We start from the raw sequence: 13,052 nt of genomic DNA, 5'->3' as shown, positions 1-13,052 counted from the left end.
ACTGACTAGTCAGTCCAGCGGGGCGAAACAGGCATATATCACTGGTATTCGTCGCGAGATGCGGAAAAAACACCCGCTAAACGGCGTCTGAGCGGGGATGCTGCATCAACATTTATGAGCGTGTACGGTTTCGAATCGTAACGATGGAAGGAACTCAAACGGAGGGCCTCGACGACCTCCCACCGAGCGCCAAACTCGTCTTCAAGGTGCTCGAGTACAACGGACCGCTGACCCAGAAGGGGATCGTCCAAGAGTCGATGCTCTCGGCTCGAACCGTCCGGTACGCCCTCGAACGGCTCGAGGGTATCGGCGTCGTCGACGAGGACGTCTACTTCGCGGACGCGCGACAGAACCTCTACAAACTCACGGAGCCGGCACAGGAGTTCACCGCCGACGAGAGCGAAGCCTCCTGTACCGCCGACTGACGCTTCGTCCGCGATTTTACTGCCCCGGCCGCTCTGTCCCGTTCTCGCGCGCACCGCGGACCGCCGTCGCGATCGTGAGGACGACCGCGACGGACAGCGCCGACGTCGCCGCCAACACGAACGCCAAGAGGAGGAACCAGACATCGGGCCCGAACAGCGGGTAGTCCCGTACGTCGATCAGCGGGCCGAGCAGCTCGAAGGTGCGGACGAGGTACAACAGGACCGCGAGCAGTCCGCCGGCCACCACCCCGATCCGAACGTTGCGGTAGAAGGACAGCGACTCCAGCAGAACCAACATCGGCGGTTTCGAACGCTCGTCGCTCACGAGAGGCCGTACGGTCGGCGCCCGCAAAGAGTCATCGGAACGCGGCGCGCGGGTCCCGAGCGGGGCGACCGACGCCCCACCGGATCACCGACGGCCCGATCCCTCGATCCCTCACGATCGAAACGGACGTTTGAGGGCCTGACAGCGTTAGTGACAGCCGTAAAGTGGGACGGTCGAGAACTGAGGCGTATGCCCAAAGTCGTGCTGTCGGCGTTCCCGATGATAGACCCGGAGACGTACCGCGAGGTCCTCGCCGACGCGGTCGGCGAACCGGTCGACGTCGAGGTCGCGGAGTTGGGGTCGACCGAACGGCTCGTCGAGGCGGCGGCCGGAGCCGACGCCGTCGTCACCGATATCAACACTCCCGTCACCGAGGCGGCGCTCGACGCCCTCGATCTCAGCGTCGTGGTCCGCTCGGCCGTCGGCGTGGACAACATCGACGTCGCGGCGGCCGCAGCGCGCGGCGTCACCGTCACTCGGGTGCCCGACTACTGTACCGACGAGGTGGCGACCCACTCCGTCACGCTGCTCCTCGCCTGTCTGCGGTCGCTGAAGCCGTACGACGACTCGGTCGCGGCCGGCGGGTGGAGCTGGGAAGAGGGCCGCCCGGTCCGCCGGGTGAGCGCCTCGACGATCGGGCTGTGCTCGTTCGGCCCGATCGCTCAGCGGGCGGCCGAACAGCTCTCCGGGTTCGGCGCCGACCTCGTCGCGTACGACCCGTTCGTCGACGCAGACGAGATGGCCGAACGGGGGGTCGAGAAGGTCGACTTCGAGGGGCTCTTCGACCGGGCCGACCACGTCGGCGTCTACGCGCCGCTGACGGACGCGACGCGGGGGATCGTCGACGCGGACGCGCTGGGGCGGCTGAGCGAGGAGTCGGTGGTCGTGAACGTCAGTCGAGGACCCGTCGTGGACGCCGACGCGCTCCTCGCCGCGCTGGAGGCGGACGAGATCAAGGCGGCCGGCCTCGACGTTCTCGCCGAGGAGCCGCCGGAAGACGACCCGCTCGTCGGGCGCTCCGACACCGTGGTCACGCCGCACGCAGCGTGGTACAGCGAGGACGCCCGCGACGACCTGAACCGGAGCGGCGCGGCCGACGTGGCGGCCGTGCTGAACGGCGAGACGCCCGACGGCCGGGTCGATCCGGACGCCGACTGGCTGTGAGACGGCGGGGGTAGTGCGAGAACGGAGTCGGCGAGAGTGGAGCCGAGAGGGCCGGATCCGAAGGGATCAGAGCCGATCGAGCGCGTCGAACTCGTCGGGGTCGTCGGAATCGGCCGCGTCGTCCGAACCGCCGCCGTCGTTCGATTCGTCGTCCTCACCGGGGTAGCTCGCGTCGAGCCCCGCCGCGAGGCCGGGGCCGAGCCCGTAGGTGTCCCGGACCGTCTGCGCGAGGACGCCGTCGCGGTCGAAGACGACGTAGACGGCGACGAACTCGTGGGCCGCGGGGCGCAACACGAACACCTCCCGCGGGTCGTCGTCGTCCCGAGAGTCGTTGACTCGCGCGACCAGCGGCTCGACCGGAAGCCGCGCCCCGCGCACTTCCGCGAAGGTGTCGCTGCCGGCCGCGTCGGCGAAGAGGTACAGCGCACCGTTGGGGTCGCCGTCGTTCGAGCGGGTCGTGATCGAGCCGACCGGCTCGCCCTCGGCCCGGATCTGTTCCCAGGTCTCGACGGCCGCCTCGAACATGCCCTCGACCTCGTCGGCGAAGCGGAACCGCGTCTCGCGGACGACCTCGACGTCGCGGAAGCGGGCGGAGCCGTCGGTCCACGCCAGCGTGGCGTCGACGACGAAGCCGGGCCGGAGCGCGTCGACGGCGTCCGCGAGGTCGCCCTCGTACCCCTCGGCGGTTGCGTACACGGGGTCGTACCGGTCCGCCGCGTCCGGGGCGGTCGGGTCGACCGGCTCGTCGGAGAGTTCGACGAGGACGAACTCCTCGGGGTCCTCGGGATCGGCGGCGGCCGCGTCGGCACCGGTCGGAGGCGAGTCGGCTGGCACCTCGGCGTCGGCACCGGTCGCGTCCGGGCCGTCGTCGATATCCGGCCGCCTGCGGCGGTCGTGGACGCGGAACCGGCCGCTCGTCGTCGGGTCCATACTCGACGGTGGGGCGGCGGGCGGAAAAACTGGTCGGAACTGGAGCGCAAGAACGGTGCGGAGCCGACCACGGATCCGTGTCGTTATGGGGCGGGCGGCCCAAGGAACCGGTAAATGGGGATCCTCGAGGACAAGTCGAACGCCCGGCTCTTCTACAAGTATCTCTCGAAGGTGTACGACCGGATTAACAGCTTCAACTGGAACGAGGAGATGCGCTCGGAGGCGCTCTCGTGGCTCGAGTTCGGCGACGACCCGAAAGTGCTCGACGTGGGGTGCGGCACCGGATTCGGCACCGAGGGGCTGCTCGAACACGCCGACGACGTCCACGGCCTCGACCAGAGCATCCATCAGATGGAGAAGGCCTTCGAGAAGTTCGGGCGACACGACCGCGTGAACTTCTATCGCGGCGACGCCGAGCGTCTCCCGTTCCGCGACGACACCTTCGACGTGGTCTGGTCGTCCGGCTCCATCGAGTACTGGCCGAACCCCGTCGAGGGGCTCCGTGAACTCCGCCGCGTGGCGAAGCCCGGCGGGCAGGTGCTCGTCGTCGGCCCCGACTACCCGCGCAACCCGATCCTCCAGCGGGTGGCCGACGCGATCATGCTGTTCTACGACGCCGACGAGGCCGACCGGATGTTCGAGGCGGCCGGCTACGAGGAGTTCGAACACCACATCCAGCAGGCCACCCCGCAGAGCCCGCGAGCGATCACGACCGTCGCTCGGGTGCCGGAGGCGAACGCCAACGGCGGGTCGGGTACGCGCGTCGAGGACGCGGACGCCTCGGCGCCCGACGCCGAGTGAGCGCGGGTCCGTTCGATTTCATCCCGGTTCGACGACCGTCTCCAGCGTCGCGACCGGCTGTCCGTGCGCGCTGATCGCGACGGTGACGGACCGGCCCGGTTCCAGCGTCGGGTCGTTGGTGTCCGCGACGCGGAAGGTCGTCGTCTCCCCGACGCGCAGCGTGTCGTCGCTCGCGGAGTTGAACGGGCCGGTCGGTCCGGGGTGGAAGCCGGCGGCCGAGAAGAAGGGGACCGGCGGCTGCTCGTCGAGCGGTTCGCCGTCGACGCTGACGCGGACCGTCACGGCCGTCACGTCTATCGGGTCCCCGCCGCGGTGCTCGATCGCGATCCGGTCGTCGGTGGCCGACAGCGACAGCACCGCCGACGGAGCCACCGTCGCGGTCGGGGCGTCGAGCGCGGCGGCCGCGACGCCGCCGGCCAGAACGACGGTGATCGCGAGCAGTAGCACGCCGGCGACGGGCGCCATCCCTCGGGCGCGGCGAACGGTTGGTGACACGGGGGTAGTGGCGCGGTCTCGCGTAAAAGGGTCGGCCTGGCGCGGGCGGTCACTCGTCGCCGACCGGCCGCGGCGTCGGGAGGGGCTCGATGCCGCCGACGACGACCACGCGGGGCTCGTCGACCACCGTGATGCGGTACGTCTCGGCCGGGGAGAGCGTCCGCACGACGCCGGCGTCGTTCGTCGTCCCGATCGCGCGGCTGTCGCCGTCGCCGACCGACTTGGTGACCGTGACGCCGGAGACGGGGTCGCCCGTCTCCTCGTCGAGGACGGTGACGGTCACCGGCCCGCCGGCGTAGGTCCGCTCGACGGTGACGTTGAACCCGTCGCCCGCGGTCGTGATCGGCTCGCTGCCGGGGAACGCGGCGAGGTTCATTCGCTGGTGTTCGACGAACACCTGCTCGGTTCCGCCGCTGACGAAGGTGCGCAGGGTGCCGATCTCGTGCGGGATCGTGATCCGCTGGACCGCGCCGGCGCCGAAGGCGTCGGGCTCGCGGAGCGCGGCCGTCTCGGGGTACGCCGCCTCGGTCACTTCGATCGCCGCGTCGTTCGAGATGGGGCCGCCGCCGCGGTCCCAGCGGTCCGTCCGGAACACCTCTCGGACGTACTCGCCGTCGGAGACCGTCGCGAGCACGATCGCCCCCTGACTGGACTCGACGTACATGTCGGTCGGCGGCGACTGCCCCCGAGCGGTCGCGAGCGCGCGGTCGCGGACGGGCCCCTCGTACACCTGAAGCGCCACCTGAAGCTCGTCGAGGCGGGCGGGAGAGCTGAAGTCGTCGGTCGCCTCGGCGAGCGCGTCGATCTCGTCGAGCCGCTCGTCGTACTCGCGGGCGGTGGCGGCCACGCGGACGAGCTCGTCGACCAGTTGGCGGTCGGTGAGTTCGCCGGCCGCGTGCGCGCTGAAGGCCTCGGTCTGCCGGTCGTTGAGCGCCACCTCCGCGCGCTCGACGCGGTTGATCTCGGCCAGAATCTGCTGTTGGCGCTCGACGTTCGTCTCGGCGCGTTCGATCCGGTCCACGACGGACGCGGTCTCGACCGCGGCGTCGGCGTCGGCGGTCGCGAACCCGAGCGACGACCCGAGGTCCGGCCCGCGGGTGTACTGGCTGACGCGCGTCTCCGCCCCCGGCGGGACCGAGAGCGTTCGAAGCATGAGGTTCGCCCGGTCGATCTGCGGCGTCGTCTGTCCGGGAGCGGCCGCCGCGGGCTCGGTTGACTGCGGGAAGCCGATCGGGGGAGTCGAACCGGCCGAGGGCGTCGACTCCACGGACCGCGCCGAATCCAGGGACCGCGCCGAATCCAGGGACTGCGCCGGATCCGCTGCCTGCGGGGCGCCGACGGGGGCGGTGACGCCGGCGACCGGCGCCACCAACAGCAGGATCGCGACCACGGCGGTCGGGAGGGCTCTCATCGTTTTCCGGGTTCGGCCCGCAATATAAAAAATCCACCCACTACGGCCGACCGGCGGCGTCGACGCGGTGCCGCCGACGGCCGGGACGAGGAGGTTCGGCCGGACATCCTGTCAAAAAATAGCGTATGGAAAGCGTTTTGCCCGGTGCCCGAGTGACCGGAAACGTATGCGGAGCCCCGCCCTTCGCGCGCTCTTGATCGCGGTCGTCGCACTCGCGCTCGTCGCGAGCGCCGGCGGCGCGGTCAACGGCGCGGCCACGACCTCCTCCATCCTCGGCGCGGACGAGAACCCCGCCCACGTCTCGGCGGCCGCCGACGCGCCGCGCGCTGACGACTCACTCCGGGACCGCCCGACCGCGGTCCGACGGCAGACGGACGACGCCATCACCTCGCCGTCCGCGACGCGGATCCGACTGGAGTTGAACCCCGACCGGAGCGCCGACTGGTCCGTCGCGGTGCGGTACTCGCTGGGGGACGAGAACGAGACCGCCGCGTTCGAGACCGCCGGCGAGCGGTTCGAGGACGGCGAGGTCGGCCCCGACGCCGAGATGTTCGAAGGGTTCCGCCGCGCGGCGAACCGGAACGTCGACCGGTCGATGGCGATCCGAGGGGTCGAGCGCGACTTCGAGGTCTACGAGGACCCGAGTCGGTTCGACGTCGCCACGGAAGACGCGGTCGCGGTCGGCGAGTTCCGTCTGCGCTTCACCTGGACGGCGTTTCTCGCACAGGACGGCGAGAGCCTCGTCCTCGGAGACGCGCTGACGACGCCCGGCAACGAGACGTGGCTGCGCAGCCTCGAAGCGGACCAGACGCTGGAGGTGGCGACGCCGGAGGGGTACACGGTCACCGGAACGCCCAGCACCGCCGTGACGCAGCTCTCGGACGGAGACGTGATCATCGAAGGGCCACAGACGTTCGACGGCGGCGAGCCTGTAGCGATCGTGTACGGGCCCGCGGGAGTGGCGGCCCCGCCGTGGGGGCTGTTGATGGCCGCGATCGTGCTCGCCGCGACGCTCGTCGCCGGGAGCGTCGTGGGATACCGCCGCATCAACGCCGACGAAGACGACACCGGAGAATCCGCGGCGAACGGCGGCATGCGGGCGCCGGACGACGACCGGAGTCCCAGCGGCGTCGTCGACGCCGGAGGAACTACCGAGGGCGACGTGGTCGACGACTCCCCCGGCGAGGCGGGCGACGGCGACGAGGAGGGGCCGGACCTCTCGCTGCTCTCGGACGAAGAGCGCGTCGAGCGACTCCTCGAAACCAACGGCGGGCGGATGCGACAGGCCGACATCGTCGCCGAGACCGGCTGGTCGGACGCGAAGGTGTCGCAGTTGCTCTCGGCGATGGCCGACGACGGCCGCGTCGAGAAGCTCCGGCTGGGGCGCGAGAACCTCATCTCGCTGCCCGACGACGAGGACGGAGCGAGCGACGACGACGACGGAACGGGCGGCGGCGACCGCTAGGGCCCGACCGCGTCGTCGATAGCGAGGGCCGCACGGGACGGCTATCGGCTCGACGACGGGATCCGAGCGGTACTGAGAGCGGAGAAACCGCTGTCCCGCCGTCGTCCGTTCCGAAAACCATTACACGCCGAGCGACCGAGTATTGATCATGAAGGTTCTGGTGACCGTCAAGGAGGTCGCGGAGGCGGACGACGACTTCGCGATCGAGGGGACCGACATCGCCGAGTCCGACCTCGAGTACGACCTCAACGAGTGGGACGACTACGCCGTCGAGGCCGCAGTCCAACTGGCCGAGGCCGGGGTCGCGGACGAGGTCGTGACCGTCACCGTCGGCCCCGAGCGCGCCGAGGAGACGATCCGGATGGCGCTCGCGAAGGGCGCCGACCGCGCGGTCCGAGTCTGGGACGACGCACTGGAGGGGGCGTTCGCGGACGTGGCCTCGAAGGTCGACCTGTTCGAGGCGGTCGTCGCGGAGGAGGAGCCGGACCTGATACTCGGCGGCGTTCAGGCCGCCGACACCGGCTTCGGCGCGACGGGCGTCGCCCTCGCGGAGCGGATCGGCTTCGAACACGCCGCGGTCGTCAACAGCCTCGACGTCGACGCGGACGCGGACGTGGCGCACGTCCACCGAGAGCTCGAGGGCGGCGTCGAGGAGCTGACCGACGTGGACCTCCCGGCCGTGTTGACAGTCCAGACCGGACTCAACGAGCCGCGGTACGCGAGCCTCCGCGGGATCCGACAGGCACAGCGCAAGGAGATCGCCGCGAAGGACCTCGCCGACCTCGGACTGACCGCCGAGGACGTCGAGAGCGCGCTGACGATCACGTCGATGTACGAGCCGGAAAGCGAGTCCGACGCGGAGCTGATCGAGGGCGACGCGAGCGAGGCCGCGGGTCGCCTTGCGGAGGTCCTGCGGGAGAAGGGGGTGGGCGCGTGATGAGCGTGCTCGTCGTCGCCGAACACCGCCGCGGAGAGCTGCGAGACGTGTCCTACGAGGCGATCACCGCCGGGCGAGAGCTCGCCGACGCGCGCGACGGAGACCTCCACGTGGCGGTGATCGCGGGCGACGTCGACGAGTTCGCGGAGGATCTGAACCGCGAGGGCGTCGACGCGGTCCACACCGTCGGAGACGGCGAAGAGTTCGACCACAACGCCTACCAGACGGCCGCCTCGACGCTTGCGGACCGCGTCGACGCCGACTCGGTGGTGCTCCCGAACTCGGTCAACGGGCTCGACTACGCGCCGGCGCTCGCGGAGGCGCTGGGCGTCCCGATCGTGACCGACGCGGTCGGGATCGACTACGACGACGGCCTCACCGTCACCCGCGAGATGTACGGCTCGAAGGTCGAAACGGCCGTCGACGTCACCGGCGACCGGTTCGTCCTCACGGTTCGGGGCGGTGAGTGGCCCCCCGCCGAGGGGGTCGGCGACGCGCCGGTCGAAGCGGCCGATATCGACTTCCCGGAGTCGGGTGCTCGCGTCACGGGCTTCGAGGAGGTCGGCGGCGGCGACGTCGACATCGCGGACGCCGACGTGCTCGTCTCGGTCGGCCGCGGTATCGAGGAGGAGGAGAACATCGAACTCGTCGAGGACCTCGCGGACGCGCTCGGCGCGACCCTCTCGTCGTCCCGACCCATCGTCGACAACGGGTGGCTCCCGAAGAACCGGCAGGTCGGCCAGTCCGGGAAAGTCGTCACGCCGGACGTGTACCTCGCGGTCGGCATCTCCGGCGCGGTCCAGCACGTCGCCGGCATGAAGGGTGCGGACACGATCATCGCGATAAACACCGACCCGAACGCGCCCATCTTCGACATCGCCGACTACGGGATCGTGGGCGACCTCTTCGACGTGGTGCCCGAACTGATCGACGAGTTCGCGTAGTCCGCGTCGGGCCCGTTCGCAGCAACGTTCTTTTGCTCCGGTCGAGTACCGGACGGTCCGACGGCGCGCGCCGTCGCCCACGATGACCCGGATCCGAGCCACCGTCCCGACCGCCGAGGAAGCGAGAGCGCTGTTCGCCGGGATCCGACGGACGGTCGACACGGAGCCCGACGCGGTCGCGGCGGAGCTGGCCGACGACGACCCGGACGCGGCGTTGCTCGGTCTCGTCGCGGCGCCGTTCGCGTCCGTCGACGACGTCGCCGAGCGGCTGGCGCGGGCGGAGTCGTACCTCCGGGAGCGGGGCGACCGCCGCGCGGTGTTCCTCACGGTGTACAGTCGGATGACGGCGACCGTCCGGACCGCGATCGAGGACGGCGCCTTCGTCGACCCCGAGTGGACCGCGTCGTACCTCGTCGCCTTCGCGGAGCGCTACCGACGAGCACTGGTCGCGTTCGAGCGGCGAGCGTTCGACTCGCTCCCGCGGCCGTGGTTGATCGCCTTCGCCGCCGGGGCCCGCGGGGAGACGCTCGTCGCACAGGACGCCCTGCTCGGGATCAACGCGCACATCACCTACGATCTCACGTACACGCTCGGCGATGTGGGGATCGATCCCGATCGCGACGCCAAGCTCGAGGACCACGACCGCATCAACGCGGTCCTGGCCCGACTCGTTCAGACCGCCCAAGACGCCCTCGTCGAGGCGTACGGAGCGCTCGGAATCGCCGGGGTCGACGGACTGCTCGACCCCCTCGACGACCGGCTGGCGCTGCTCGGGCTGAAGGCGACTCGGGAGTTCGCGTGGCGGAACGCCGTGTTGCGTGCCGATCTGCCGGCGTGGTTCGCCGAGCGATACGTCGACTGGCGGACCGAGACCGTCGCGACGGGGGCGGCGGCGGTCGTGCTGACGCCGGGGATCGACGCCGAGACGAGCGCGCGGCTCCGGCGGGCGGAGGCCGGCGTCGACGCGCTCGGCGCGTTTCACGAGACGGTCCGGCGGCGGACGTAGGCTCGCCGAGGGCCGTCCACCGACGCGGCCGGCTCTCGGTTCGTTTATGACCCCGCCGACCCTCGGATCGGGCAATGAGCGAGGCCGACGAGCAGACGGCTGCGACCGCCACCGGTCGGGAGATCTGGATCGAGAAGTACCGGCCGCAGACGCTCGACGACATCCACGGGCAAGAGGAGATCGTCGAGCGACTCCAGAGCTACATCGCGCAGGACGACGTACCCCACCTCTTGTTTTCGGGGCCTGCGGGGATAGGGAAGTGTGTGACCGGAGACACCCCAGTTTTGACCGACGCCGGCATACGGCCGATAGCGGACGTGGTCGGTGACACGGACGGCTTCGACGAGCCGAAAGATGGGCTTCGAGTGGCAACGATGACGGATCGGAACGGGTTCGAACACGTCGAACCGTCACACGTGTTCGGGAAGCAGGCCGAGGAGCTCGTCGAAGTGACGACCCGTGACGGCGCCGAGTTTCGGGTGACGCCGGAACACAGGCTCCGGGTCATCACTCACGACGGGTTCGACTGGGTTACGGCCGAGGAGCTGTCGGACGGCGATCGGATCGCTCGACCTAGTCGACTGCCGACGCCGACGCCCGATTCGACGACGGGAGCGGCGCTGCGCTGGTACGACGAGATGAACCCGGAGCGGACGGAGGTGACGCTTGCCGCCGAGCGCGCGGAAGTGATGGGTCTCGACCGGACAGTTCCGCTCTCCGCGATCCACGCGGCGACTGACGACGTGGACACGTGGATTGACGATGTCGAAGCGATCAAGCACGTCAGACAGGGCCGTCGCTCCAGATCGATTACCCCGCCGACGGACGTGACACCGGAACTCGCACGGTTCGTCGGCCTCGCGATCAGCGAAGCGAGGATCGACGGCGGTCGGATCAAATTCTACAACACCGACGACGGGCTCCTCGACGCGTTCGAGTCGGCCGCACACGACCTATTCGAGGTGGAAACGAGACGGGGAGTACAGAAGGAGGTTCGATATGTCGAAATCGGTTCCCGGACCTTGACACACTACCTCGAATCCGTTTTTGACGCGTTCGCCAGCGCGAGCGGGGGCGAGGGTATCGGTTCGTCCCTCGTCACGGCCGGGGACGACGCGCGTGCCGCGTTCCTCCGAGCGATGTTCGACGCCGAGGCGCATATCAGCGCCAACGGACTGATCGAGCTGACGCAGCGAAACCGCGAGCACATCACGCTACTTTCGTACCTGCTCTCGACGTTCGGTATCTCTGCCCGACGGAAGGAAGTTCAGAAGTCCGCGACCAACGGGTCGGGGATCGAACGGACGTACCACGCCCTGTATATCTCGGGTGCACAGGATCTACGACGATTCAGAGACGCGGTCGGATTCTCGATCACTCACAAGTCCGAGCGGCTTGCCGAACACGCCGAAAAGCGATCGAACCCGAACTACGACACGATTCCGACACAGACCGTCCTTCGGGATCTCTGTCGACAACTCGAGATTCCGATCACCGATCACTTACCCAAGAGCATTAATCCGGAGTCACCCGGAAGAGAGCGTTACTGCTCAATTCTCGACAACGTAGTCGATGCCGCAACGGAGCGGATCGAAGACACGCAGCGGGCACTCGAACGTCTCGAAGCGCTTCGACCGGAACTCGAAGCGGTGACGACCGTGCCGGCACAGTGGGTCGAAAGTCGCGAAGAACTCGCACCGATCGAGGTCAGAAAGGAAGTCTCCGAGGAGGTCGGTGCGCGCTCGGACCGCCTTCTGGAGTACAGCGACGGTCGTCGGACGCCGCGGGCACATCGGACGGTACAGATACTCGGAGAGCTGGATCAACCCGTCGAGGACGCCGAAATCGACCGCGTAGAAGCGGAACTGAACGAGTGTATCAACCTGCTCGGCGTGGAGTACGCCGAGGTCGTCGACGGTCTTCAGATCGAGACGCCGGCCCTCACGAATCTGCTTCGCTCTGACGACTCGACGTTGACATCGCTCACCCGTCTCGAAACGGTCGCGGAGCGCCTCAAAGAGATCGCCGCGGAGCGGCTGTCACCCGAGACCGTCGAGCTCCTCGATGAGGCGTCTCGGATCGCGAACGCCGACCTACGGTACGACGAGATAGAGACGGTCGAGCGCGTGGAGACCGACGAGCGTGTCTATGACCTGACGGTCCCGGAAACGCGGAACTACGTCGCGGGCGAGGTTCCGACAGTGATGCACAACACGACCGCCGCCACCGCCATTGCCCGCGAGATCTACGGCGACGACAACTGGCGCGGCAACTTCCTGGAACTGAACGCCTCCGACCAGCGCGGTATCGACGTGGTCCGCGACCGGATCAAGGGGTTCGCGCGGTCGTCGTTCGGCGGCGACTTCCGGATCGTGTTTCTTGATGAGGCAGACAGCCTCACGGATGATGCACAGTCAGCACTCCGCCGGACGATGGAGCAGTTCTCCGATAACACCCGCTTCATCCTCTCGTGTAACTACTCGTCGAAGATCATCGACCCGATCCAGTCGCGGTGTGCCGTCTTCCGCTTCTCGCCGCTGTCGGACGAGGCGGTGGGCGGGATGGTCCGCGAGATCGCGGCGGCCGAGGGGATCGAGGTGACCGACGAGGGGGTCGACGCCCTTGTGTACGCGGCCGACGGCGACATGCGCCGCGCGATCAACTCCCTTCAGGCGGCGGCGACGACCGGTGACGTGGTCGACGAGGAGGCCGTGTACGCGATCACGGCGACGGCCCGCCCGGAGGAGATCGAGTCGATGGTGACCGACGCGCTGGCGGGCGACTTCGCGCGGGCGCGAGCGACGCTCGACACGCTGCTCACGGAGACGGGGATGGCCGGCGGCGACGTGATCGACCAGCTCCACCGCTCCGTCTGGGAGTTCGACCTGAACGAGCGCGAGGCGGTCCGCCTCATGGAGCGCATCGGGGAGGCCGACTACCGGATCGCGGAGGGCGCCAACGAGCAGGTCCAGTTGGAGTCGCTGCTCGCGGCGCTTTCATTGGACGAATAAGCTGGTTCCGAGTCTCTACTCGTCTTTTTGTCGATCGTTGACCGCGAATCGGGAGTGGATACCGTCAAAACCGGTCGTGTTAACTTAAGCATCGGTTCCAGCAGACGGCGAAGGCTCGGAGCCATGATTCTGCCGCCG

At 69.0% G+C, this 13,052-nt stretch carries 12 protein-coding genes; 8 read left to right on the top strand and 4 right to left on the bottom strand.

Annotated features, from left to right (window positions below):
- Positions 1-143: 143 nt before the first annotated feature.
- The gene (locus ABDZ89_RS04465) at positions 144-425 is read left to right on the top strand and encodes a MarR family transcriptional regulator (protein ID WP_004598013.1); all 282 of its coding nucleotides are present in this window, start codon (positions 144-146) and stop codon (positions 423-425) included.
- A gap of 16 nt (positions 426-441) precedes the next feature.
- Here ABDZ89_RS04465 and ABDZ89_RS04460 read toward each other — a convergent pair whose 3' ends face one another.
- A complete protein-coding gene (locus ABDZ89_RS04460) occupies positions 442-750 on the bottom strand; it encodes a DUF7536 family protein (protein WP_417448588.1) in 309 nt (102 codons plus the stop codon).
- 189 nt (positions 751-939) lie between these two features.
- Between ABDZ89_RS04460 and ABDZ89_RS04455 the strand changes: the two genes are divergently transcribed.
- Complete coding sequence (locus tag ABDZ89_RS04455) at positions 940-1,914, top strand: C-terminal binding protein (protein ID WP_343777011.1); 975 nt, start codon at positions 940-942, stop codon at positions 1,912-1,914.
- 66 nt (positions 1,915-1,980) lie between these two features.
- On the opposite strand, the gene ABDZ89_RS04450 is transcribed toward ABDZ89_RS04455, so the two are convergent.
- Complete coding sequence (locus ABDZ89_RS04450) at positions 1,981-2,844, bottom strand: DUF6663 family protein (RefSeq protein WP_343777010.1); 864 nt, start codon at positions 2,842-2,844, stop codon at positions 1,981-1,983.
- A 114-nt stretch (positions 2,845-2,958) separates the two neighbouring features.
- On the opposite strand from ABDZ89_RS04450, the gene ABDZ89_RS04445 reads away from it, so the two are divergent.
- Positions 2,959-3,645, top strand: a complete 687-nt coding sequence (locus ABDZ89_RS04445) for a methyltransferase domain-containing protein (protein ID WP_343777009.1) — start codon at positions 2,959-2,961, stop codon at positions 3,643-3,645.
- Between the two features lie 18 nt (positions 3,646-3,663).
- Here ABDZ89_RS04445 and ABDZ89_RS04440 read toward each other — a convergent pair whose 3' ends face one another.
- Entirely contained in the window at positions 3,664-4,110 is a 447-nt protein-coding gene (locus ABDZ89_RS04440; RefSeq protein WP_343777381.1) for a type IV pilin domain-containing protein, read from the bottom strand.
- A gap of 79 nt (positions 4,111-4,189) precedes the next feature.
- The gene (locus tag ABDZ89_RS04435) at positions 4,190-5,551 is read right to left on the bottom strand and encodes a DUF7094 domain-containing protein (RefSeq protein WP_343777008.1); all 1,362 of its coding nucleotides are present in this window, start codon (positions 5,549-5,551) and stop codon (positions 4,190-4,192) included.
- Positions 5,552-5,717: 166 nt separating this feature from the next.
- Between ABDZ89_RS04435 and ABDZ89_RS04430 the strand changes: the two genes are divergently transcribed.
- The 5 genes from ABDZ89_RS04430 to ABDZ89_RS04410 all read left to right on the top strand — a co-directional run bounded on the left by ABDZ89_RS04430 (position 5,718) and on the right by ABDZ89_RS04410 (position 12,914).
- A complete protein-coding gene (locus tag ABDZ89_RS04430) occupies positions 5,718-7,016 on the top strand; it encodes a helix-turn-helix transcriptional regulator (RefSeq protein ID WP_343777007.1) in 1,299 nt (432 codons plus the stop codon).
- A 148-nt stretch (positions 7,017-7,164) separates the two neighbouring features.
- The gene (locus ABDZ89_RS04425) at positions 7,165-7,953 is read left to right on the top strand and encodes an electron transfer flavoprotein subunit beta/FixA family protein (RefSeq protein WP_343777005.1); all 789 of its coding nucleotides are present in this window, start codon (positions 7,165-7,167) and stop codon (positions 7,951-7,953) included.
- Positions 7,950-8,897 carry an electron transfer flavoprotein subunit alpha/FixB family protein gene (locus ABDZ89_RS04420; protein ID WP_343777003.1) on the top strand — a complete coding sequence of 316 codons (948 nt, stop codon included), beginning with the start codon at positions 7,950-7,952 and terminating at the stop codon, positions 8,895-8,897. Before ABDZ89_RS04425 ends, ABDZ89_RS04420 begins: the two co-directional genes overlap by 4 nt.
- A gap of 82 nt (positions 8,898-8,979) precedes the next feature.
- A complete protein-coding gene (locus tag ABDZ89_RS04415) occupies positions 8,980-9,903 on the top strand; it encodes a DUF5995 family protein (protein ID WP_343777001.1) in 924 nt (307 codons plus the stop codon).
- 74 nt (positions 9,904-9,977) lie between these two features.
- Positions 9,978-12,914: a replication factor C small subunit gene (locus ABDZ89_RS04410; protein ID WP_343776999.1), complete on the top strand. Its 2,937-nt coding sequence runs from the start codon at positions 9,978-9,980 to the stop codon at positions 12,912-12,914.
- Positions 12,915-13,052 lie beyond the last annotated feature (138 nt).

Origin of the sequence: Halorubrum ejinorense (genome assembly GCF_039522565.1) — an archaeon.
GTDB lineage: Archaea > Halobacteriota > Halobacteria > Halobacteriales > Haloferacaceae > Halorubrum > Halorubrum ejinorense.
This window is presented reverse-complemented; position numbering and strand designations above follow the sequence as displayed.